Annotated in this window: 19 protein-coding genes; 4 read left to right on the top strand and 15 right to left on the bottom strand. The window is 68.3% G+C overall.

Going from position 1 to position 22,356, the window contains the following annotated elements; translation table 11 throughout:
* Window positions 1–24: 24 nt before the first annotated feature.
* Together AC1DGI_RS13170 and AC1DGI_RS13165 are read right to left on the bottom strand one after the other, a co-directional pair.
* Entirely contained in the window at window positions 25–777 is a 753-nt protein-coding gene (locus AC1DGI_RS13170) for an MIP/aquaporin family protein (protein ID WP_476899164.1), read from the bottom strand.
* A gap of 154 nt (window positions 778–931) precedes the next feature.
* Window positions 932–2,749 (bottom strand): glycerol-3-phosphate dehydrogenase/oxidase, encoded by a 1,818-nt coding sequence (locus AC1DGI_RS13165; RefSeq protein ID WP_476899163.1) that lies wholly within the window; start codon window positions 2,747–2,749, stop codon window positions 932–934.
* A gap of 124 nt (window positions 2,750–2,873) precedes the next feature.
* Here AC1DGI_RS13165 and AC1DGI_RS13160 point away from each other — a divergent pair, with 124 nt between their 5' ends.
* From AC1DGI_RS13160 to AC1DGI_RS13145, 4 genes are read left to right on the top strand one after another with little or no spacing between them, the layout of a single operon-like run.
* A complete protein-coding gene (locus tag AC1DGI_RS13160; protein WP_476899222.1) occupies window positions 2,874–3,836 on the top strand; it encodes a sugar-binding transcriptional regulator in 963 nt (320 codons plus the stop codon).
* Window positions 3,837–3,871: 35 nt separating this feature from the next.
* On the top strand, window positions 3,872–4,741 hold the full coding sequence (locus AC1DGI_RS13155; protein WP_476899162.1) for an aldo/keto reductase: 870 nt from the start codon (window positions 3,872–3,874) through the stop codon (window positions 4,739–4,741).
* Window positions 4,742–4,752: 11 nt separating this feature from the next.
* Window positions 4,753–5,682 (top strand): alpha/beta fold hydrolase, encoded by a 930-nt coding sequence (locus AC1DGI_RS13150; protein ID WP_476899161.1) that lies wholly within the window; start codon window positions 4,753–4,755, stop codon window positions 5,680–5,682.
* A complete protein-coding gene (locus tag AC1DGI_RS13145) occupies window positions 5,679–6,764 on the top strand; it encodes a glycosyltransferase family 4 protein (protein WP_476899160.1) in 1,086 nt (361 codons plus the stop codon). Before AC1DGI_RS13150 ends, AC1DGI_RS13145 begins: the two co-directional genes overlap by 4 nt.
* A 79-nt stretch (window positions 6,765–6,843) precedes the next feature.
* Here the strand turns inward: AC1DGI_RS13145 and AC1DGI_RS13140 are convergent, their stop codons facing one another.
* From AC1DGI_RS13140 to pyrR, 13 genes are all read right to left on the bottom strand, one after another.
* Entirely contained in the window at window positions 6,844–9,027 is a 2,184-nt protein-coding gene (locus AC1DGI_RS13140) for a primosomal protein N' (RefSeq protein ID WP_476899159.1), read from the bottom strand.
* Between the two features lie 191 nt (window positions 9,028–9,218).
* Window positions 9,219–10,454: a methionine adenosyltransferase gene (gene metK / locus AC1DGI_RS13135; RefSeq protein ID WP_441402798.1), complete on the bottom strand. Its 1,236-nt coding sequence runs from the start codon at window positions 10,452–10,454 to the stop codon at window positions 9,219–9,221.
* 79 nt (window positions 10,455–10,533) lie between these two features.
* Window positions 10,534–11,817 carry a bifunctional phosphopantothenoylcysteine decarboxylase/phosphopantothenate synthase gene (locus tag AC1DGI_RS13130; protein WP_476899158.1) on the bottom strand — a complete coding sequence of 428 codons (1,284 nt, stop codon included), beginning with the start codon at window positions 11,815–11,817 and terminating at the stop codon, window positions 10,534–10,536.
* A 26-nt stretch (window positions 11,818–11,843) separates the two neighbouring features.
* Window positions 11,844–12,107, bottom strand: coding sequence for a DNA-directed RNA polymerase subunit omega (gene rpoZ / locus AC1DGI_RS13125; RefSeq protein ID WP_138769242.1), 264 nt, complete (start codon window positions 12,105–12,107; stop codon window positions 11,844–11,846).
* Window positions 12,108–12,146: 39 nt separating this feature from the next.
* Window positions 12,147–12,719, bottom strand: coding sequence for a guanylate kinase (gmk, locus tag AC1DGI_RS13120; RefSeq protein WP_476899157.1), 573 nt, complete (start codon window positions 12,717–12,719; stop codon window positions 12,147–12,149).
* A 39-nt stretch (window positions 12,720–12,758) separates the two neighbouring features.
* Window positions 12,759–13,076: an integration host factor, actinobacterial type gene (mihF, locus tag AC1DGI_RS13115; RefSeq protein ID WP_441401266.1), complete on the bottom strand. Its 318-nt coding sequence runs from the start codon at window positions 13,074–13,076 to the stop codon at window positions 12,759–12,761.
* Window positions 13,077–13,173: 97 nt separating this feature from the next.
* Window positions 13,174–14,040, bottom strand: a complete 867-nt coding sequence (gene pyrF, locus AC1DGI_RS13110; RefSeq protein ID WP_441401264.1) for an orotidine-5'-phosphate decarboxylase — start codon at window positions 14,038–14,040, stop codon at window positions 13,174–13,176.
* Window positions 14,033–17,371: a carbamoyl-phosphate synthase large subunit gene (carB, locus tag AC1DGI_RS13105; RefSeq protein WP_441401262.1), complete on the bottom strand. Its 3,339-nt coding sequence runs from the start codon at window positions 17,369–17,371 to the stop codon at window positions 14,033–14,035. Before carB ends, pyrF begins: the two co-directional genes overlap by 8 nt.
* Window positions 17,371–18,603, bottom strand: a complete 1,233-nt coding sequence (gene carA, locus AC1DGI_RS13100; protein ID WP_476899156.1) for a glutamine-hydrolyzing carbamoyl-phosphate synthase small subunit — start codon at window positions 18,601–18,603, stop codon at window positions 17,371–17,373. The genes carB and carA overlap by 1 nt, the downstream gene beginning before the upstream one ends.
* Before the next feature lie 37 nt (window positions 18,604–18,640).
* A complete protein-coding gene (locus tag AC1DGI_RS13095) occupies window positions 18,641–19,159 on the bottom strand; it encodes a PH-like domain-containing protein (RefSeq protein ID WP_476899155.1) in 519 nt (172 codons plus the stop codon).
* Window positions 19,159–20,541 carry a dihydroorotase gene (locus tag AC1DGI_RS13090; RefSeq protein WP_476899154.1) on the bottom strand — a complete coding sequence of 461 codons (1,383 nt, stop codon included), beginning with the start codon at window positions 20,539–20,541 and terminating at the stop codon, window positions 19,159–19,161. The genes AC1DGI_RS13095 and AC1DGI_RS13090 overlap by 1 nt, the downstream gene beginning before the upstream one ends.
* Window positions 20,541–21,563 carry an aspartate carbamoyltransferase catalytic subunit gene (locus tag AC1DGI_RS13085; RefSeq protein WP_476899153.1) on the bottom strand — a complete coding sequence of 341 codons (1,023 nt, stop codon included), beginning with the start codon at window positions 21,561–21,563 and terminating at the stop codon, window positions 20,541–20,543. Before AC1DGI_RS13085 ends, AC1DGI_RS13090 begins: the two co-directional genes overlap by 1 nt.
* Window positions 21,560–22,171 (bottom strand): bifunctional pyr operon transcriptional regulator/uracil phosphoribosyltransferase PyrR, encoded by a 612-nt coding sequence (gene pyrR, locus AC1DGI_RS13080; RefSeq protein ID WP_441402994.1) that lies wholly within the window; start codon window positions 22,169–22,171, stop codon window positions 21,560–21,562. The genes AC1DGI_RS13085 and pyrR overlap by 4 nt, the downstream gene beginning before the upstream one ends.
* Window positions 22,172–22,356 lie beyond the last annotated feature (185 nt).

The raw sequence follows: 22,356 nt of genomic DNA, 5'->3' as shown, positions 1-22,356 counted from the left end.
TGAATTGATGCGAATCGGGCGGCGTTACGAGGCGGCGGCCGTGGCGATGATCGGAACCACTGCTGCGACGATGCCGGCGAGGGCGCCGCCGACCAGCGGTCCGACGACCGGGATCCACGAGTAGCTCCAGTCGGAGGAACCCTTCCCCTTGATCGGCAGCAGCGCGTGGGCGATGCGCGGGCCAAGGTCACGGGCCGGGTTGATGGCGTATCCGGTGGGGCCACCGAGTGAAACGCCGATGCCGACAACCAGTAGGGCCACCGACAGCGGGCCCAGTCCGGAAGGCGTCCCGCCGAAGGTCAGGATGACGAACACGAGGACAAAGGTGCCGATGATTTCCGTGATCAGGTTCCACGGGGTGGAGCGGATGGCCGGGCCGGTGGAGAAAACGCCCAGCTTGCTGGCGGGCTCAGGCTCGACGTCGAAGTGCTGCCGGTGCGCCAGCCACATCACGACCGCGCCCAGGAAAGCACCGAGCAGTTCGCCGCCAAAGTAGGTCAGGGTGGAGCCGAAGTCCACCGCGACACCGGGGGCGTACTCCTTCTTGCCGTTGAGCAGCAGGCCGAGGGTGRCGGCCGGGTTCAGGTGAGCGCCCGATTTGGCGGCAACGTAGACGCCACAGAAGACGGCGATGCCCCATCCCCAGGTGACCATCAGGAACCCGCCGTTGTTGCCCTTGGTGCCTTTAAGCGCAACGTTGGCCACCACGCCGCAACCCAGCAGGGTCAGCATGCCGGTGCCGAATACTTCGGACAGGAAAACAATTCCAAGAGACATCTTTGACTCCTCTATTTTCTGTTGTCAGCCCTTCGCGAGTTTGAAGGGCCGTTGGACCGGCAGCGGTTTCACGCTGCCGGTCCAGCCACCGCCGGTCCCCGGAAGGGCCCTGCGGTCTTCGTGCCCGGGCAAACCCGCCCGGGCACGCAAACTGTCAGGCGACCAGGCTGTGGACTTGGACGTCGTGGAAACGTTCCAGCACCTCCTGGGCATGGTCGATCTCGGCGGTCCGAGCCACCGTGTCCCAGCCCAGCGGACCGGACAGGATATCGGCGACTTCGTTTAGCAACTCCCCGGTCACGAGCCCGCGGAACGCGAGCGAGGTGCGGCGGACCAGCACGTCGATCAGGTGTCCGAGCTGCTCGTTTTGTGCCATGAATTCGAGTTCCCGCACGCTTAGTTCGCGGGTGGAGTGCAGCAGCCGGTCGGGCCCGGCGTCGAGGTGGGACATGACGTCCACGGCCCGCGTTCCGTAGCGGGTGAGCAGGCCGGCGGTCCGGGCCGCATCGCGGCCGGGGGCCATGTGCTCCTTGATCCAGCGCTGGACGCCGTCCTCGGTGTCCGGGAAGCCGGCGCCGCCGCCGATGGCGAGTTTCGCCGTCGAGACCTTCCGCTGCAGGCCGAGTTCGGCAAGGACGTTGTTGCTGAGGTGCTCGGCCAGGGCCCGGAAGGTGGTCCACTTGCCGCCCACGAGACTGAGTACGACGCCGCCCGCGACTGCGCGCTGTCCCGCGCCGGCGGCGGGGCCGGCTTCGCCCTTGGCGGGGCCGCGGCGCTCGATCCGGTAGTCGCGGCTGACGAATCCGGGCTGCGTGGCGTCGTGCCGGGGCAGCGGACGGACACCGGAGAAGGTGTAGACGATCTGGTCCCGGTGCACCGCCACGTCCGGGAAGACGTGCCCGATGAGGTCGAAGAAGTAGTCGATTTCGGCGTCGGTGCAGACGGCGTCCTCGGCCATATCGGCGTCGACGTCTGTGGTCCCGACCAGCACGCGGTCCCCCATCGGGTAGATCAGCACAATCCGGCCGTCCGTGTGCTCGAAGAAGATCTCCCGTCCCTGGCAGGCCTCAAGCAGTTCCGGGTGGTCGAGCACGATGTGCGAGCCCTTGGTGCCGCCCATGAAGGCCGAGGCGGCGCCCATCGCCTCGTTGGTAAGGTCCACCCAGGCGCCGGTGGTGTTGACCACGACGTCGGCGCTGAAATCGAAGACCTCGCCGGTCAGTTCGTCGCGGAGCCGGACGGTGCCGGCCTTCGCGCCGTCAGCTGCCGGGCCGCCGCCCATCGAGACGAGCGAGAGGTAGTTGCTGGCGCGGGCACCGTTGCCGCCTGCTTCGCCGGCCTTCTCGCCGTCCTGGAGCACGTCCAGGGTGAGCCGTTCCGGGTTGTGGACGGAGGCGTCGAAGTAGGTCGCGGCGTACTTGATCCCTGGATGCAGCCGCGGCAGTTCTGCCAGGGCCCGCTTGCGCCCACGGAACTGGTGGCGCGGCACGGTGCCGCCGTCGCGGGAGAAGAAGTCATACATGCTCAGGCCCAGCTTGATGAGGAAGGCGCCGCGTTCGGTGGGGGCGCCCTGCTTGTGGGTGAGGAACCGCAGCGGTGCCGAGAGGATGCCGGAGAACGTGCTGAAGATCGGAATGGTGGTCTGCAACGGCTTCACGTAGTGCGGGGCGATACGAAGGAGCCGGTTGCGTTCAACCACGGATTCCCGTACGAGGCGGAATTCGCCGTTTTCGAGGTACCTGATGCCGCCGTGGATCATGTGCGAGGATGCGCCGCTGGCGCCTTGGCAGAAGTCGCCCCGTTCAACGAGTGCGACGTCCACGCCCTGCAGGGCCAGGTCGCGGAAGGTTCCGACTCCGTTGATGCCACCGCCGATGATGAGCACCTGGGCGTGCGGCCGGCTCCGCAACCGATGCACGGATGTGCGCGGTGTGCTCGATGCCGGTTGGCCGGATGAATCCTTGTTTCCCAAAACTGCTCCTTGGGGCTTGGTACTGCGCGGCGCGCCACCGGGCACGTCGCCGTTCAAGACTATTGTTTGGACTAATGGAAAATGGAGTCAAGGACTATGCACAAACGTGCAGATCGGAAATGGAATGTCGCCGACCCGCCCATCAGATACCCTCCGCGCCGCCCAGCTGTATTACCTTCAGGACCTGACCATGGACGCCATCGCAAGGGAGCTTCGGACCTCCCGTTCGACCGTCTCCCGGTTGCTCTCCGCGGCCCGGGAAACCGGCCTGGTTCAGATCCAGATCCGCAGCCCCCTTGACACCGGACCGGAACTCGCCAGCATGATCCGTGCCCAGTACAAGGTCGATGTACACGTCGTCCCGGTCGTGGACACGCTCAATGAGGCCGAGACGCTGGACCGCGTGGCGATGCAGGCAGCCCGGACGATCGGCCCGCTCGTCGATTCGAACGCGATCATTGGGGTGGCGTGGGGTTCCACGTTGAGTGCGGTGAGCAGGCACCTGACCCGGAAGCTCACGCACGACAGCATCATCGTCCAGCTCAACGGCGCCGGAAATATGCAAACCACGGGCATCACCTACGCCTCGGACATCATGCGGCGCTTCGGCAGCGCCTACGGCGCACGGGTGGAACAGTTCCCGGTGCCTGCGTTCTTTGACCACGCGGCGACCAAGAAGGCGATGTGGAATGAACGTAGCGTTCAACGCATCCTGCGGCTGCAGTCGCGGATGAGCATCGCCATCTTCGGCGTCGGATCGGTCGACGCCGACTATCCCAGCCACGTCTACGCCGGCGGCTACCTGGACGAGGATGACCTCGGCGTGCTGGCGGGTTCCGAGGTCGTGGGCGACGTCGCCACGGTCTTCTTCCGCGCCGACGGCTCATCCGACGGGATCACCCTCAATGAGCGCTCCACCGGGCCGGACCTCGCCCAGCTCCGGCAGGTCCGACGCCGGATCTGCGTGGTGTCCGGCGCGTCCAAGATCAACGGACTGCGTGGCGCGCTGGCCGCTGGCCTGGCCACCGACTTGATCCTCGATGAAGCCAGTGCCCGGCGCCTGGTCAGCACTGACGGCTTGTCCTGACGGCCGGGCTGCTCGGACTGGGTAGAGTCGTTGCTATGAGAATCTCCCCCCGGCTGACCTTGAACAACGGTGTGCTGATGGACCGTCTCGGGTTCGGGCTCTACAAGGTGCCCCCGGCCGACGCCGCCGGGCTCGTCACCACGGCGCTGGAAGCCGGCTACCGCCACTTCGATACGGCGGCCATGTACGGGAACGAGACGGGTGTGGGGAAAGCGATCGGGGCCTTGTCCGCCTTTGACGGCTCCGCGGGCGGCTCCGGCGAACTGCACCCTGCGCTCGCCCGGGAGGACCTGTTCGTAACCACCAAACTCTGGAACGACGACCAGGGCTACGACGCGACGCTGCGAGCCTTCGACGACTCCATCGCCAGGCTTGGCCTCGAATATGTGGACCTGTATCTGATCCACTGGCCGTGCGCGAAGCGCGGCTTGTTCACCGAAAGCTACCGCGCCCTCGAAACGTTGTACCGCGAGGGCAGGGTCCGCGGCATCGGCGTGTCCAACTTCCAGCCGGCACACCTCGAGCGTCTGCTCCAAAGCGCCGAAGTCGTGCCGGCGGTCAACCAGATCGAGCTGCACCCCTGGCTGCAGCAGGCCGAGCTGCGTGCCCTGCACGCCTCTCTGGGCATCACCACGGAGGCCTGGAGCCCGCTGGGCCGCGGCCAGGTGCTGGAAGACCCTGTCGTAATGGAGCTCGCCGCGGCGCACCGCCGGAGCGCGGCGCAGATCATCCTGCGCTGGCACCTGGAACTGGGCAACGTGGTCATCCCCAAGGCCAGCTCCTCCAGCCGGATCCGCGAGAACCACGACATCTTCGGTTTCAGCCTCAGCACCGCGGATCTGGATGCCCTGGCCGGCCTGGAGCGGGGATTCCGCACCGGCTCGAACCCCGACAACGTCAACTAGGATCCGACCGAATGGAACACGTGGCCACCGAGTCATCCCCCTTGCCTCCCCTGCTCAGCACGGAACTGGAAACCCGCAGCAGCTCCGCCACGGTGGAACTGGACGGTACTCCCGTCGCTTACTGGACCTACGCGCCGGTCCAGGAGACCGCGGCGACCCGAACCATACTGGTGATCCACGGCTTCCGCGGCGACCACCACGGGCTGCTGCGGGTCGTCGACCAGTTGCCGGAAATGCGCCTGATCATGCCGGACCTGCCCGGATTCGGCATCTCCGGCGCCTTCCCGCCAGGCGGCCACAGCGTCAGCGGCTACGGCCGGTTCGTCGGTGATTTCATGGCCGCCCTCGGGCTGGGGCCGGACACCGTGCTGCTGGGCCACTCCTTCGGTTCGATCATCGCCAGCCACTTCGTGGCGGAGCATCCGGGTGCAGTCAGCGAACTGATCCTGATCAATCCCATTGCCGCGCCCGCGCTCGAGGGGCCCAAGGGACTCATGACCAAGGCTGCGGTGCTCTACTACGAGGCGGCGGCTCGGCTTCCCCGCAGCATCGGCAATGCCCTGCTGCGGAACCAGCTGATTGTCCGGGTCATGAGCGAGACCATGGCCAAAACCAAGGACAAGGCGCTGCGGCAGTTCGTCCACGCCCAGCACAGCGCGTACTTCTCCGCCTTCGCCGACCGCGACAGCCTTCTCGAAGCGTTCAAGGCCTCGGTCAGCAGCAACGTCGCCGAGGTGGCGCCGATGCTCGCGCTGCCCGTCCTGCTCGTGGCCGGCGAGAAGGACGAGATCGCCACCCTGCCGGACCAGCACAAACTGCTTCCACTGCTGCCGGACGGAACCCTCGAAGTCATTCCCGGCGTCGGGCATCTGATCCACTATGAAACCCCGGAACCCGCCGCGGGCTTCATCCGACGCTTCCTGAAGGGCCACGCCGCGTGAAAATCCTGATTGACGCCCGCTTCACCAGGCTCGACCATCACGACGGGATCAGCCGCTACGGTTCCAGCCTCATCGCCGCCGCCGCCAAAATCGCGGATGTTTCGATGCTGATCAGCGATGTCCGCCAGCTGGCGCTGCTGCCCGACGTCCCCTACACGCTGATCAACAGCCCGCTTTCCCCGGCGGAGCTGTTTGTGGCGGCCAAAGTCAACCGTCTCGGCGCCGACGTCGTGGTGTGCCCGATGCAGACGATGGGCAGTTGGGGACGCAAATACGCCTTGGTCCTGACCCTGCACGACCTGATTTACTACGAGCACCCGGCCCCTCCCGGTTTCTTGCCGGCCCCGGTGCGGGTGCTGTGGCGGCTGTATCACAAGGCGTTCTGGCCGCAGCGGGTGTTGCTGAACCGCGCCGACGTCGTCGCCACCATCAGCTCCACCACCGAGGCGTTGATTGCGAAGTACCGGCTCACGAAGCGTCCGGTGCGGATCGTCGGCAACGCCCCGCAGCCGGGGCTAACGCCGCGGGATCCCGGTGCCGGCGCGGACAAGACGTTGCTCTACATGGGCTCCTTCATGCCGTACAAGAACGTGGAGACCATGGTCCGGGGCATGGCGGAACTGCCGGAGATGACCTTGCACCTGTTGAGCCGGATCACGCCCGAGCGCCGGGCGGAGCTCGCGGCGCTGGCCCCGGCCGGGGCTAACATCGTGTTCCACAACGGAGTGACGGATGCCGAATACGAAGAGCTGCTGGCCCGCACCACCGCGCTGGTGAGCCTCTCGAAGGCGGAGGGCTACGGCCTGCCGCTCGTGGAGGCGATGTCGCACGGCACTCCGGTGATCGCCAGCGACATTCCGATCTTCCGCGAGGTGGGCGGCGACGCGGTCAGCTACGTCGACCCGGACTCACCGTCGGCGTTTGCCGCGGCGGTGCACGCACTGGAGGACGCGGCACTGTGGAAGCAGCGTTCCAGCCGGGCCGTGCAGCGCGCGGCCGAGTTCAGTTGGGATCAGTCCGCCCTAAGGCTGCTGGACGCAGCCGAGGAGGCTGTGGCTTTGCGCGGTCGCAAACGCCGCTAAACCCCGCCGTTTCGCCGGTTCCGTGCCAATTCGACGCGCGCGGACGTCTAATGCGCAGGGAACCGTCGAAATGGCCCCGCTACAGCACGTCGACGCCGTCGAGCCGCAGCTGCACGGGGTCGTCCGTGCGCCTCGCTGCGGCGGCCGCCTTCACCGCCCGCATGGCTTTGGTGGCCTCGGTGGCCTGGGCGTAAGGGATGAACAGCAGGGTCCGGACGTCTTCGCCGCCGCGCCGATCGCTCGCGCCCGGCGACGCGGCGCTGGATCCGCCGTCCCTCGGCGACCCGGAGCCGGCCCCGCCGGCGCGCGGCAGCAGAGCGGGCCCGGCCGACCGCAGCACAATGGCCTGTTTGGCCAGCGCCGCTGCCACGGCCTGGCCGAAATGTGCGACGGCGGTCCGGCCGCCGGTCACGGACGCAATCCGAACTGCCGGCGGCAGTGACAGTTCCTGCCGCAGGGCGAGTTCGCGCCCGGCATAGCCGGCCGGGTCCCAGCGCAGCAGGGCACCGACCCCGGCCGTGTCCTCGGCGGTGATCACCACGAGGCCGCCGTCGGCCACAGGCCGGACCAGTGCGGCGGCGTTGAACCAGCGCCGCACCGCGTCCTCCCCCGCGCGCAGGTTTTCCCGGCGCAGCAGCGAGTCACCGTCTAGCAGCAGCGCTGCGGCATAGCCGCCCGCCGCGACCGGCTCGGCGCCGACTGTGGCAACAACCAGTGCCTTCGCGTCCGGAACTGTGGCCAGGACCCGGTCACCCGACGACGTAATCACAGGCTTGCCCGGAAATGCCCGGCCCAGTTCCTCGGCCGTCCGCAGTGCCCCCGTGGCCCCGCGGCGGAGCCGGTCTCCGTTGCAGTGCACGCAACGCCACCCGGGGGCCGCCACCGAGCACCAGCGGCAGAGCGGCACCGCGGAACTCCCGGCCGGTCCGGCGATGGCCAGCGGCCCGTTGCAGGTGGTGCAGCGGGCAGGTTCCCGGCAGCGTTCGCAGGCCAGCGATGGCGCGTAGCCTGCACGCGCCACCTGGACGAGGACGGGACCGCGTTCCAGGCCCTCTTTTGCGGCCCGCCACGCGGCGCCGGGCAGCCGGGCGACCCGGGCCAGCGGGTCGCGTTCCTGCTCGAAACTGTCGGCGGTGTTGAGCACGCGCGGCACGGTCCGGCGGAGCACGGCGCGCCCCGCTTCGACCGGGCTGGCCCAGCCGGACTCCACCAGCCGCTGCACCTCGGTACTGCGCGCGTGTCCGGCGAACAGGCAGGCGGCCCCTTCGTGCGCGGCCCGGAGCAGCAGCACTTCGCGTGCGTGGGCATACGGGGACCGTTGCTCGATGTGCAGGTCGTCGCCGTCGTCCCAGCAGACCACGAGGCCCAGGTTGTGCACCGGGGCGTAAGCGGCGGAGCGGGTGCCCACTGCGACGCCGGCCGCCCCGCTGAGCACCCGCAGGAAGCTGCGGTACCGCGGGGTCGGGCCGTCGTCGGCGGTGAGCCGGGCGACATCCCCGGCGGGAAGGAGCTCCAGGAGGGCCGCTTCGGCCCGGTCCAGGTCGCGGTAGTCAGGCACCACGACGACGGCGCCGCGCCCGGAGCGGCGCACGGCGGCGACCGCCTCGGCAACCAGCCGGGGCCAGCCACGGTCACCGAACCCCTGCAGGGCGCTCAGTACTGCGCGCGGCGACTCCCCCGCCGCCAGGTGCTGCAGGAACGCGGGGCCGTTGTGGTAGTCCACCCAGCAGGACGGCGGAGCCGCGGGCTGGGTGTCCGGGTCCTCGTTGGCGGCGTCGAAGAGCGCGGGGTCCAAGAGGCCGCCGGGCGCGAAGTCCTTTTCCAGCCTGGCCATCCGCGGCGGGACCGCGACGCGCAGCACGTCGCTGACGGTCCCGGCGTAGCGGGCGGCAACCCTTCCGGCCAGTTCGGCCACCGCGGGGGTGAGCACCGCGACCGGGGACACAACCTTGTACAGCGGCACCAGGGGGTGGCCCGCGTCGGAGTCCGCCGTGCGTTCGAGCAGGTAGCCGCCGAGTTCCTGGCCGCTGAATTTTACCTTGACCCGGACGCCGGGCCGGGCGGCCGAATCGAGCTCCGCCGGCACGCTGTAGTCGAACGGCCGGTCCAGGTGCGGGAGGGACGATTCCAGCAACACCCGGGCGACCGGAAGTTCCGCGGCCAGCGCCGGCCCAGCGGCAGCCGCGGAGGCCGGGAAGCCGTGCAGCAGCGAGAGCTGGAGTGGTTCCTCGGGCGCTGCCGGGCGGCCATGTGGTGGATTCATGGCGTCTGCCTCCCTTCAGCGGCTGGTCACGGAAACGTTGGCGATCGACTCAACGGGCAAGTTAAGACTGTAGCCAGGCCGCCGGTTGGCGGCCTGGCTACAGCACATCACAGGGCTGGGACATTTAAGAGCTGTGGTCGTTCAGAGCGGTGCTCGTTCAGATCCTGCACACTAAACGTCGCTGCCGAGGCCTATGCGTTGAAGAACGCCTTCAGCTCGTCGACCCGGTCAAGACGCTCCCAGGTGAAGTCCGGATCCTCGCGGCCGAAGTGGCCGTGGGCGGCCGTCTTGGCGTAGATCGGACGTTTGAGGTCCAGCGCGTCGATGATGGCGCGGGGGCGCAGGTCGAAGATCTCGGCGATCGCGGCGCTGATCCTGGCGGGGTCGACGGTTTCGGTGCCGAAGGTCTCCACGTAGGTGCCCACCGGGCGGGCCTGGCCGATCGCGTACGCAATCTGGATTTCGGCGCGCTTCGCGAGGCCGGCGGCCACCACGTTCTTGGCAACCCAGCGCATCGCGTACGCGGCCGAGCGGTCCACCTTCGACGGGTCCTTGCCGGAGAAGGCACCGCCGCCGTGCCGGGCCATGCCGCCGTAGGTGTCGACTATGATCTTGCGGCCGGTCAGTCCGGCGTCGCCCACCGGGCCGCCGATGACGAAGGCGCCGGCCGGGTTGAGGATGTTCCGGGACCGGGAGGTGTCCAGGTTGGACAGCGCCATGACCGGGTCGACCACGTGCTCGGCGAGGTCCGCCCGGAGCTGGTCGAGGCTGGCGCCTTCGGCATGCTGGCTGGAGATCACGATGGTCTCGACCGAGACCGGCCGGTCGCCGTCGTAACCCACGGTGACCTGCGTCTTGCCGTCGGGCCGGAGGTAGTCCAGCAGCCCGGATTTGCGGACCTCGGTCAGACGCTCGGACAGGCGGTGTGCGAGCCAGATCGGGACCGGCATGTAGGACGGGGTTTCATCGCTGGCGTAGCCGAACATCAGGCCCTGGTCGCCCGCACCCTGGAGGTCGTAGTCGTCTTCCTGGCGGCCTTCGCGGGCTTCGAGGGAATTGAAGACGCCGCCGGCAATGTCGTTGGACTGCTGGCCGATGGAGACGGAGACGCCGCAGCGGGCGCCGTCGAAGCCGTTCGCCGAGGAGTCGTAGCCGATTCCCAGGATGGTCTCGCGGACAATTTGCGGGATCTCGACGTAGGCGTCAGTGGTGACCTCGCCGGCCACGTGCACCAAGCCGGTGGTGGCAAGGGTTTCCACGGCAACGCGGGACTCCGGGTCCTTGGCCAACAGGGCGTCGAGGATCGAGTCGCTGATCTGGTCGCAGATCTTGTCGGGGTGTCCTTCCGTCACCGACTCGGACGTGAAGAGCCGGAGCGCGGCGGGCGTGGACCCGTGAAAGTCTGGAATGTGCAGCGGTAAAGTCACTCAACTACCTTACTGGTTGGAAAACGGACGTCCGGCGGCGTGTGTCCCCCTGCGAAGGAGACTTTGATTACGGCAACGCTCAGGCGGGCGGGACAAGCCTGCTCAACTCGGCGCTGATCCGGTCAATCACGGCGGCGGCGACGTCGGACTTGGAACCCGACGCCTGTTGGGGTTCGGAGCCGGAGCGCGCAAGGATGACTACGTCGTTGCTGTCCTGGCCGAAGACCCGGTCCTTCCCCACCTGGTTGACCACCAGCAGGTCGCAGGCCTTGCGGCGCAGCTTGGCCGCGGCGTATTCGAGGACGTCCCCGTCGGCGTCGCCGGTCTCGGCCGCGAACCCGACGATCAACTGGTTCCGGGAGGCCGCGTCCCGGACCTCGACGAGTTCACGCAGGATGTCCGGGTTGCGGACCAGCGAAATCACGGGGTCGGCGGCGTCGTCGCGTTTCTTGATCTTGGTGCCGGAGACGTCTGCCGGGCGGAAGTCCGCCACGGCGGCGGCCATGATGACGACGTCGGAATCCGCGGCGGCGTGCAGGGCGGCCTTGCGCAGTTCCAGCGCGGTCTCGACCTGCACCAGTTCGACGCCCTCAGGCGCCGGGACCTCCATGTGGGCTGCCAGCAGCCGGACCCGGGCGCCTGCCGCCCGGGCGGCAACAGCCAGCGCCACACCCTGCTTGCCGGAGGACCGGTTGCCCAGGAACCGGACCGGGTCCAGAGGTTCGCGGGTGCCGCCGGCGCTGACCGTCACGGTGAGCCCCGCCAGCGGCCCGGTCCCGGCGGCTGCCGGTGAACCGGACGCCGACGCCGGCAGGTCCGGCGCGTTGGGGACTTCGGCCGCACCGGCCAGGGCCAGCGCAGCGTCGAAAATCGCCGCCGGCTCGGGCAGCCGGCCAGGCCCGGAATCTGCCCCGGTGAGCCGGCCGGTGGCGGGCTCCAGCACGGTGATCCCCCTGCTGCGGAGGGTCTCGACGTTGGCCTGAGTTGCCGGGTGGCGCCACATTTCGGTGTGCATGGCCGGGGCCATCAGCACCGGGCCGCCCGCCATCAGCAGCGTGTTGGTCAGCAGGTCGTTGGCCTGTCCGGAGGCGGCGCGCGCCAGCAGGTCTGCCGTGGCCGGCGCAACGACAATCAGTTCCGCCTCGTGGCCGAGCCGGACATGGTTGACGGTGTGCACCTCGTCGAAGACGCTGTTGCTGACCGGATGCCCGGACAGGGCCTCCCAGGTGGCCACGCCGACGAACCGGGTGGCGGCGTCGGTGGGGATGACGGTGACGTCATGGCCGGCTTCAGTAAAAAGCCGGAGGAGCGACGCCACCTTGTAGGCGGCAATCCCTCCCCCGACTCCGAGGACTATGCGCACGTGACCTCCGTCAGGCAGCCGAGTTGTTACTCTGCTGCGGCTTCGATCGGAGTGGAAACGAGCTTGCCTTCGTTGATTTCGCGCAGCGCGATCGAAAGCGACTTTTCGTTCAGCTTGGTGTCGACCAGCGGGCCGACGTACTCGAACAGGCCCTCGTGCAGCTGGGCGTAGTAGGCGTTGATCTGACGGGCGCGCTTGGCACCGAAAATCACCAGGCCGTACTTCGAATCGGCAGCCTTCAGCAGCTCGTCGATCGGCGGGTTGATGATGCCTTCAAGGTTCGTGGACACGAATTCTCCAAATTCTAGCGGGCCGATCCGCCCCTGCGGTTAGTGCGGGTGCGGGGTCAGCCCCATGAGTGAAACAAGCTCGTCCGCTGCCCGACGAACGTCATCATTGATGACGGTGTGATCGAACTCCGGTTCAGCGGCTAGTTCTACTTTACCGGTTTCCAGTCGTCGCTGCTGTTCCTCGGCCGATTCCGTGCCGCGGCCCACCAGGCGGCGCACCAATTCCTCCCAGCTGGGCGGGGCCAGAAAGACGAACTGGGCATCGGGAACGGCTTGCTTTACTTGGCGGGCGCCCTGCAGGTCGATCTCCAGCAGCACCGAGCGGCCGTCGGCAATCGCCGCGTCCACGGTGCTTTTGAGGGTCCCGTACGTGTTCTGCCCGTGCACCACGGCCCATTCCAACAATTCCCCGGCCGCCACGAGGGCCTCAAACTCATCCTTGGACTTGAAGTAGTAATGCACCCCATCGATCTCACCGGGCCGCGGCGGGCGGGTCGTTGCCGATACTGAAAGCCAGACTTCGGGATAGTTGTCCCGGATATAGGTGGACACGGTGCCTTTGCCAACAGCCGTCGGACCGGCGAGGACTGTCAGTCCCGGTTTCTTGCTCACGTATTCCTTTGGGCGGTGGGGGAAGCTCGGCGGACCAAGCTATTTCTCGTCTATAAAATCTACCAGCGCCCGGCGCTGGTGGATTCCCAGGCCCCGCACTCGGCGTGAGGCGGCGATGCCGAGACGGTCCATGATGGCCGCTGCACGCACCTGGCCTATCCCCGGCAACGCCTCCAGCAGCTCTACCACCCGCATCCGGGCGATCGCCTCATCCGTCTCCCCCGCACTGAGCAGCTCCGCGACCGACAGTTCCCCGGACTTCAGCCGATCCTTGGCCGCCGCCCGGGCCGAGCGCGCCGCGGCGGCCTTGTGCAGGGCATCGGCACGCTCCTGCGGCGTGAGGGGTCGCAAGCTCACTGAGGTCCTCCCTGCGTAGCTGTCCCGAACCTACCCTCTGGAGGCGCAGAAAATCAATGGAACGACGCCGCCGTCAACCCGCCGCGGGCGGAGCGGCCTAGGCCCCGCGAAGTTCATCGAGCGTGCGCTGCGCCGCGGCCCGCAGGTCCGCGGTCTGCGGGCCGGCGCCGAGGATGTCCCGGCTGGAGGTGCCAAGGACCTGGCCGTAGGCGCTGCCGAAGGTGCGCCGCAGGTCGGCCGCCGTGGCGCCCTGCGCGCCGAGCCCCGGCGCGAGGATCGGCCCGCGGACCGCCGCGAGGTCCAGGTTCAGGTCCGTCAGCGCTGAGCCGACGGTCGCGCCGACGACCAGGCCCACGGATCCCAGCTCACCGGCGTACCTGAGGTTCTCGGCGGCCGCGGCCCGGGTAATGCGCCGGGCCACCGAGTCCGCCCCGCCGGCGTGCTGCACGGAGGCGCCCTCGGGGTTGGAGGTCAGGGCCAGGACGAAGACGCCGCGGCCGGTCTGCGCCGCGAGGTCCAGGGCCGGCCGGAGCGATTCGAAGCCGAGGTACGGGCTCAGCGTCACCGAGTCCGCGGCCAGAGCCGACCCGTCGCGCAGCCACGCGTCGGCGTAGGCGGCCATGGTGGAGCCGATGTCCCCGCGTTTGGCGTCGGCGATGCTGAGCACCCCGGCGTCGGCTGACGCGGCCAGGACGCGTTCCAACACGGCCATGCCGGCCGAGCCGTGGCGTTCGTACAGTGCCACCTGGGGCTTCACCGCGGCAGCGAGCGAAGCGACGGCGTCGAGTACGGTGAGCGAGAAGCGCTCCAGCGCGGCGGCGTCGTCGTTCAGGCCCCAGTGCTGCAGCAGCGCCGGGTGCGGGTCAATCCCGACGCAGAGCGGACCGCGCTCCGCCATGGCACGGCCCAGCCGGGAGCCAAAGGACTCCCGGCCGGCCGGTCCGGCACTGCCCGCCTCAGGCATGCTGGGGCACTGCGTCCGCGGCGGCGGTCCTGGCTGCCGCCTGGGAGGCGGCGAGGGCCGCTGCGTGCTCCTGCAGGCTTGTGACGGACCACTCGTAGGTCCGCATCGCCTCGATGGCCTGGACGGCGGCGTTGAACTCGGCCACCGTCGTGATGCACGGGATCCCGATCGACGTCGCGGCGGCGCGGATTTCGTACCCGTCACCGCGGGCTTCGCCGCCGGAGGGGGTGTTGAAGACCATATCGATCTCGCCGGCGATGATCAGGTCCGCGATGGTGCCTTCGCCCTCGGCGCTGGAGCCTTCGGCGACCTTGCGGACCGTCGTGGCCTGCAGTCCGTTGCGGCGCAGCACGTCGGCGGTGCCACCGGTGGAGACGATCTCAAAGCCGAGGTCGGAGAGGCGCTTGACGGCCATCAGGAAGGCGCGCTTGTCCCGGTTGGCAACGGACACGAAGACCTTGCCCTCGGTGGGCAGCGGGTTGTTGGCCGCCGCCTGGCTCTTCGCGAACGCGGTGTCGAAGTGCTTGTCGATGCCCATGACTTCGCCGGTTGAGCGCATTTCCGGGCCCAGCAGGGAGTCCACCACCTTGCCTTCAGGCGTGCGGAAGCGGCTGAACGGCAGGACCGCTTCCTTGACTGCCACCGGGGCATCCATCGGCAGCGTGGAGCCGTCGCCGGACTCCGGCAGCATCTTGTAGGCGCTGCGCAACTGGTGGATGGTGACGCCGGTGCCAATCAGGGCCGCCGCCTTGGCCATCTGCACGCCGGTGGCCTTGGACACGAACGGCACCGTGCGGGAGGCGCGCGGGTTGGCTTCGAGCACGTAGAGCACATCGGAGGCGAGGGCGAACTGGATGTTGATCAGGCCGCGGACCCCGACGCCGTCGGCGATGGCCCGCGTGGCGGTCCGGACCCGGTCGATCACGTTGTTGCCCAGGGTGATCGGCGGCAGCACGCAGGCGGAGTCGCCGGAGTGGATCCCGGCTTCCTCGATATGTTCCATGATGCCGCCAAGGTACAGGTCCTTGCCGTCGTAGAGGGCGTCGACGTCGATCTCCACGGCGTCCTCGAGGAAGCGGTCGATCAATACCGGGTGGTCCGGGGTGATCTCCGTGGCGTTGGCAATGTAGCGCGAGAGGTTCGGCTCGTCGTAGACGATCTCCATGCCGCGGCCCCCCAGGACGTACGAGGGGCGGACCAGGACCGGGTAGCCGATCTCGTCGGCGATCTTCTTGGCGTCCTCGAAGGAGACGGCGGTGCCGTTCTTCGGGGCGACCAGGCCGGCCTTGTCCAGCACCCGGGAAAAGGCGCCGCGGTGCTCGGCCAGGTCGATCGCCTCCGGTGAGGTGCCGAGGATCGGCACGCCGGCGTCGGCGAGCTGCTGCGCAAGCTTGAGCGGGGTCTGGCCGCCGAGCTGGACGAACACGCCCATCACGCCGCCGGTGCGCTCCTCGGCCGCGATGACCTCGAGCACGTCCTCGAGGGTGAGCGGTTCGAAGTACAGTCTGGTGGAGACGTCATAGTCGGTGGAGACGGTTTCCGGGTTGCAGTTGACCATGACGGTCTCGTAGCCGGCCTTGCGCAGCGCCATCGAGGCGTGCACGCAGGAGTAGTCGAATTCGATCCCCTGGCCGATCCGGTTCGGACCGGAGCCGAGGATGATGATGGACGGCTTGGCGTGCAGCGCCACCTCGTCCTCCTGGTCGTAGGAGGAGTAGTGGTACGGCGTGTAGGCCGCGAATTCTGCGGCGCAGGTATCCACGGTCTTGTAGACCGGGCGGATGCCGAGGGCCTGCCGGACGCCGCGGACGACGTCCTCCGAGTGGTGGGTAAGGGCGCCGATCTGCTCGTCGGAGAAACCGTGCCGCTTGGCGCGCTGCAGCATCTCCGTGCTCAGGGCACTGGAACGGCGGATCTCCTGGGAGATCTCGTTCAGCAGCTGCAGCTGGTCCAGGTACCACGGGTCGATCTTGGTGGCCTCAAACAGCTGCTCCACGGTGGCGCCCCCGAGCAGGGCACGCTGGACCTGGTGCAGTCGTTCGGTGGTGGGCCGCTTGGCCTTTTCGATCAGCTCCGGGACTTCCCATTCGGGGACCGGGCCGAAGTCCAGCTGGGAGCCCTTCTGCTCAAGGGAGCGCAGCGCCTTCTGCAGGGCCTCGGTAAAGTTGCGGCCGATCGCCATGGCCTCGCCCACCGACTTCATGGTGGTGGTCAGGGTGGGGTCCGCGGCCGGGAACTTCTCGAAGGCGAAGCGCGGAACCTTGACCACTACGTAGTCGAGGGTCGGTTCGAAGGAGGCCGGCGTCTTCTGCGTGATGTCGTTCGGGATCTCGTCCAGGGTGTAGCCGAGCGAGAGCTTGGTCGCGATCTTGGCGATCGCGAAGCCGGTGGCCTTGGAGGCCAGCGCCGAGGAGCGGGAGACGCGGGGGTTCATCTCGATCACGACGACGCGGCCGGTGTCGGGTTCGACGGCGAACTGGATGTTGCAGCCGCCGGTGTCGACGCCTACTTCGCGGATGACGGCGATCGAGATGTCACGCAGCCGCTGGTATTCACGGTCCGTCAGGGTCAGAGCCGGGGCGACCGTGATCGAGTCGCCGGTGTGCACGCCGACCGGGTCGAAGTTCTCGATCGAACAAACGACAACCACGTTATCGTTTTTGTCCCGCATCATCTCGAGCTCGTATTCCTTCCAGCCGAGGATGCTCTCTTCGAGCAGCACCTCGGTGGTGGGGCTGTACTGCAGGCCCTGGCCGACGATCCGGCGGAGGTCGTTCTCGTCGTAGGCGAGACCGGAGCCGAGGCCGCCCATGGTGAAGGAGGGCCGGACCACCATCGGGTAGCCGAGGTCAACGGCTGCGGTGAGGGCCTCGTCGATGGTGTGGATGATGTGGCTGCGGGCGGATTCGGCGCCGCAGCGTTCCACCACGCCCTTGAACTTCTCCCGGTCCTCGCCGAGTTCGATCGCGGCGATGTTGGCCCCGATGAGCTCCACGTTGTACTTCTCCAGTACGCCGTTCTTGTCCAGCGCGATCGCGGTGTTGAGCGCGGTCTGGCCGCCCAGGGTGGGCAGGAGCGCGTCGGGGCGTTCCTTGGCGATGATCTTCTCGACCACCTCGGGGGTGATCGGTTCGATGTAGGTGGCGTCGGCGAACTCGGGGTCGGTCATGATGGTGGCCGGGTTGGAGTTGACGAGGATCACGCGCAGGCCTTCGTCCTTGAGGACACGCAGTGCCTGGGTGCCGGAGTAGTCGAATTCGGCCGCCTGGCCGATCACGATCGGGCCGGAACCGATGACCAGGACGCTCTTAAGGTCAGTTCTCTTGGGCATTACTTCTTGTCCTCAGTCTTGGTCTCGGTGGCAGTCTTTGAAGAAGCGTCCGCCATCAACTCGATGAAGCGGTCGAAGAGGTACGCGGCGTCGTGCGGGCCGGCGGCGGCTTCCGGGTGGTACTGCACCGAGAAAGCGGGGATGTCCAGGCAGTACAGGCCCTCGACGACGTCGTCGTTGAGGCTGACGTGGCTGACCTCGACGCGGCCGAAGCGCCCCTCCGGCGCCTGCGTGGCGCCCTCAAGCGGGGCGTCGACGGCGAAGCCGTGGTTTTGCGAGGTGATTTCGACCTTGCCGGTGCGGCGGTCCATCACCGGCTGGTTGATCCCGCGGTGGCCGTAACGGAGCTTGTACGTCCCGAAACCCAGGGCCCGGCCCAGGATCTGGTTGCCGAAGCAGATGCCGAAGTAGGGCAGCTTGGCATCCAGCACCGAGCGCAGCAGGTTGACCTGGCTGTCGGCGGTGGCGGGGTCGCCGGGCCCGTTGGACATGAACACGCCGTCCGGGTTGACAGCCTTGACATCCTCGAGGGTGGCGGTGGCCGGCAGCACGTGGACCCGGACGCCGCGTTCGGCGAAACGGATCGGGGTCATCCGCTTGATGCCAAGATCGATCGCGGCGATGCTGAACCGCGGTTCGCCGTCCCAGCCCCAGTCGCCGGGCTCAACCGTGTACGCCTCATCGACGCTGACTTCCTCGGCGAGCCGGGAGCCTTCCATCGGCGCGCTGGCCAGCACTCTCGCCACGAGTTCCTTGTCCGTGGCGCCGGCGGCCTCGCCGGAGAAGATTCCGGCGCGCATGGTCTTGTGCTCACGCAGGTGACGGGTGATGGCCCGGGTGTCGACACCCTGGATACCCACAATGCCCTGGTCCACGAGTTCCTCGTCGAGGCTGCGTTCGGAGCGCCAGTTGGACGGCCGTCGGGCGGCGTCGCGGACGACGTAGCCGGCTACCCAGATGCGGCGGGATTCGGCGTCGTCCCGGTTCACGCCGGTGTTGCCGATGTGCGGGGCGGTCTGCACCACAAGCTGGCGGGCGTAGGAGGGGTCGGTGATGGTCTCCTGGTAGCCGGTCATGCCGGTCGCGAAAACCGCTTCGCCCAGCGCGGTGCCGGTGGCGCCGTAGCTGGTCCCGCGGAAGATCCGGCCGTCCTCGAGGACGAGCACGGCGGGGGTGGAGGCTGTTGCGGCGTTTGCTGTCACTGTCTTTTCAATCACTGTTTCTTCTGACACTTCTGTTGCAGTCACTTCGTTGGATTCCGTCACGTCTTTACTTTCCACTATCGGCTTCTGCCTGAGGGGCTGCGGAGATCAAATTTTCGAGGGCGGTCAGGAGCGCTGCCTTGTCCTCGGCCCGGCGGGTGCGGAAGCCAGTGTCCAGCTCCCGGCTGCCGAGCATCCAGCTGACCACGAGGAGCCCGTCCTTTTCGACGAACTTTCCGGCCATGCCGCTTTCCTGCCGGACACCGGTCAGCCGGCCGGCCGGAATGAAAACCGGGCCGGCCCCGGAGCGGTCGAAGAGCACACCTTCGGGATGGACGCTGAGCCCGGCGTTGGTACGCAGGCCCAGCCGGTGGACGGCGATCCGGTCCAGCCAGTCACCGGCGGTGGTCGAGGCGACATACTGGCCGTCGGCACCGGCCAGCGGCGCGCCCAGCTCCGCCGGCACCGCGGGCAGCGGCTCGACGTCGGCCTGGCGGCGCAGGCGGTTCCGCCAGCCGATCCCGATCAGGGCCAGCGCGACGACGACCAGGACCAGGGTGAGGATGAGGGAGAGTTCCTTGACCATCAGGGGCGGCCTGCCGCTGCTGTTCCTGTTGCGTTGTCTGCGGTCTCCGGGAGCCACCGGTACGGGGTGTTCAGCTGCCCGTCCAGGACGGTTGGATGACCCTTGAAGAAGGTGGCCACCACCTTGCCCGGGAGTTCCCGGCCGGCAAACGGAGAGTTACGGCCCATGGTTGCCATCTTAGAAGGGTCCACCGTCCAGCGCGCAGCCGGGTTCACGAGTATGACGTTGGCAGGTTCGCCGGGTTCCAGCGGCCGGCCCTGGTCTGTCAGCCGGCCGATCTCGGCCGGCGTGGTGGAAGTCACCCGGGCAAAACCGGCCCAGTCCATCAGCCCGGTGTCGATCATGGTGTGCTGCACCACTGAGAGGGCGGTTTCCAGTCCGGTCATGCCCATTGCCGCCTGAGCCCATTCGCATTCCTTGTGTTCGCTGGGATGCGGGGCGTGGTCGGTGCCGACGACGTCGATAGTGCCGTCCGCCAGCGCGGCACGGAGGGCCTGGACGTCCGTCTCGGTGCGCAGCGGCGGGTTGACCTTGTAGACGGGGTCGTAGCTGCGGACCAGATCGTCCGTCAGCAAAAGGTGATGCGGGGTGACCTCCGCCGTGACGTTGACGCCGCGCGACTTTGCCCAGCGCACAATCTCCACGGAGCCGGCCGTGGAGACGTGGCAGACGTGCAGCCGCGACCCGACATGCTGGGCGAGCAGCACGTCCCGGGCGATGATGCTTTCCTCGGCGACAGCTGGCCAGCCGGTGAGGCCGAGCACCGCGGAGACGACGCCCTCGTTCATTTGGGCCCCGGCGGTAAGGCGGGGTTCCTGCGCGTGCTGGGCGACCACGCCGTCGAACGCCTTGACGTATTCGAGCGCCCGGCGCATGAGGACCGGGTCGCTGACGCAGACACCGTCGTCGGAGAAGACCCGGACCCGGGCACGGGAGTCAGCCATGGCGCCGAGCTCGGCGAGCTGCTCCCCGGCGAGGCCCACGGTGACCGCACCGACCGGGCGGACATCCACCCAGCCGGCCGCGCGGCCCAGGCTCAGGACCTGCTCGACGACGCCGGCGGTGTCCGCCACCGGGGTGCTGTTGGCCATGGCGTGCACGGCAGTGTAGCCGCCCAAGGCCGCGGCGCGGGTGCCGGTCTCGACCGTTTCGGCGTCCTCGCGGCCGGGTTCGCGCAAGTGGGTGTGGATGTCCACCATGCCGGGGAGGGCGACGAGCCCGGCGGCGTCGATCACGGTGGCGCCCGCGGCGTCGAGTCCGGCGCCGCGGGCGGCGATCAGGCCGTCGCGGATCAGCAGGTCTTCAGCGGCGCCGCCGAGGATCGCGGCTCCCCGGATGAGGTAGGTACCGGTGCTGCCGGTCTCCAGTTGCTGTGATGCCATCAGTGGCTCTCCCTGTTCGAAGTGGCGGAGTGTGCGGCGGCGGCCGGGCCGGCAGGTCCACGGGTGTCCCCGGAGAGCAGCAGGTAGAGGGCTGCCATCCGGATGGAAACGCCGTTGCGCACCTGGGCCAGCACGGTGGAGCGGGGCGAATCGGCGGCGGCCGCGGAAATCTCCAGCCCGCGGTTCATCGGGCCCGGATGCATGATGATGGTGTCCTTGAGGCCCAGCCGGTCAAGGGAACGGAGGCGGTTGTCGTCGAAGCCCCAGCGCCGCGAGTACTCGCGGGTGCTCGGGAAGTAGGAGGCGTTCATGCGCTCGCCCTGGACACGGAGCATCATCATCGCATCGACGCCGCCGGCGAGGGTCTCGTCGAGGTCGTAGCTGACCTCGCAGGGCCATTGTTCGACGCCGACGGGGAGCAGCGTGGGCGGCGCCACGAGGGTCACCGTGGCGCCCAGGGTGCGCAGCAGCCAGACGTTGGAGCGGGCGACCCGGGAGTGCAGCACGTCCCCGGCGATCGCGACCCGCATGCCTTGCAGGTCCGCGCCGGCGGAGGGGGTGCCGGCGAGTTTCGACCAGTGCCGGCGCATGGTGAACGCGTCCAGCAGCGCCTGGGTGGGGTGCTCGTGGGTGCCGTCGCCGGCGTTGATGACGGCGGCGTCGATCCAGTCGGTCGCGGCCAGCCGGTGCGGGGCGCCGGACGCCCAGTGCCGGATGACGACGGCGTCGGCCCCCATCGCGGCGAGCGTCTGGGCCGTGTCCTTGAGCGATTCGCCCTTGGAGACGGAGGAACCCTTGGCGGCGAAGTTGATGACGTCCGCGGAGAGCCGCTTGGCGGCGGCTTCGAAGGAGATCCGGGTGCGGGTGGAGTCCTCGAAGAAGAGGTTCACTACCGTGCGGCCGCGCAACGCGGGGAGCTTCTTGACTTCGCGCTCCCCCACCGCTGCCATCTCTTCGGCGGTATCGAGGATGCGGATCGCGTCGGCGTAGCCGAGGTCTTCGGTGGCGAGCAGGTGTTTCATGCGGTGGCCTCGATGACCACTTCATTCACGGGTGTACCGTCGCGACCGTCGGCGGCCGAGTCGGTTTCTTCGAGCCGGACGCGGACTTTCTCCGCGGAAGAGGTGGGGAGGTTTTTCCCGACGTGGTCGGCGCGGATCGGCAGCTCGCGGTGGCCCCGGTCGATCAGGACTGCGAGGCGGACGATCCGGGGGCGGCCCAGGTCGATGAGCGCGTCCAGCGCGGCGCGGATGGTGCGGCCGGAGTAGAGGACGTCGTCGATCAGCACCACCACCTTGTTGTCGATCCCGGTGCGGGGCAACTGGGTGGGGTAGGGCGGCCGGGTGGCCTGGTGGGAGAGGTCATCGCGGAACATGGTGACATCCAGCTGGCCCACAATCGCGGCAGGATCCACGGTGGGATCGGCGGCGGCGATCTTGGCCGCGAGCCGGACAGCGAGCGGATAGCCGCGCCGCGGAATGCCAAGCAGGACCAGGTCCTGGGAGCCCTTGTTGGACTCGAGGATCTCATGGGCGATACGAGTGAGTGCACGGTCGATATCAGCCTGGTTGAGGACAACCCTGCTGAGCTGGACCTTGGCCGGAACCGGTGCTTCTGGGACAGAAGTCAACGCTCGTCTCCCCTTTCCCCGCCTCACGGGACGGAATTAAAAAAGGATTATTTGCGCCTCCAAATTACCACAGGGGCCGCCGCGACTCCCCGTCCGGATAGGGCGGCGTCCGTCACATCCGGCCCGGTCTGGGCGGTCAAGCGCAGGGGCCGGCGCCCGCCCGAAGGCGGCCACCGGCCCCGATG

Source organism: Arthrobacter sp. 05N428_2, from assembly GCF_056397065.1.
Note: the sequence above shows the minus strand (reverse complement) of the source record. Positions and strands in the feature narration are given on the sequence as shown.

Bases quoted from the DNA above. Each gene is read 5' to 3' on its own strand.
- AC1DGI_RS13090 (WP_476899154.1), bottom strand. From the start codon at position 20,541: ATGGCATCACAGCAACTGGAGACCGGCAGCACCGGTACCTACCTCATC.
- AC1DGI_RS13085 (WP_476899153.1), bottom strand. From the start codon at position 21,563: ATGAAACACCTGCTCGCCACCGAAGACCTCGGCTACGCCGACGCGATC.
- AC1DGI_RS13095 (WP_476899155.1), bottom strand. From the start codon at position 19,159: ATGGTCAAGGAACTCTCCCTCATCCTCACCCTGGTCCTGGTCGTCGTC.
- AC1DGI_RS13140 (WP_476899159.1), bottom strand. From the start codon at position 9,027: ATGAATCCACCACATGGCCGCCCGGCAGCGCCCGAGGAACCACTCCAG.
- pyrF (WP_441401264.1), bottom strand. From the start codon at position 14,040: ATGCCTGAGGCGGGCAGTGCCGGACCGGCCGGCCGGGAGTCCTTTGGC.
- carB (WP_441401262.1), bottom strand. From the start codon at position 17,371: ATGCCCAAGAGAACTGACCTTAAGAGCGTCCTGGTCATCGGTTCCGGC.
- AC1DGI_RS13155 (WP_476899162.1), top strand. From the start codon at position 3,872: ATGAGAATCTCCCCCCGGCTGACCTTGAACAACGGTGTGCTGATGGAC.
- AC1DGI_RS13160 (WP_476899222.1), top strand. From the start codon at position 2,874: ATGTCGCCGACCCGCCCATCAGATACCCTCCGCGCCGCCCAGCTGTAT.
- AC1DGI_RS13150 (WP_476899161.1), top strand. From the start codon at position 4,753: ATGGAACACGTGGCCACCGAGTCATCCCCCTTGCCTCCCCTGCTCAGC.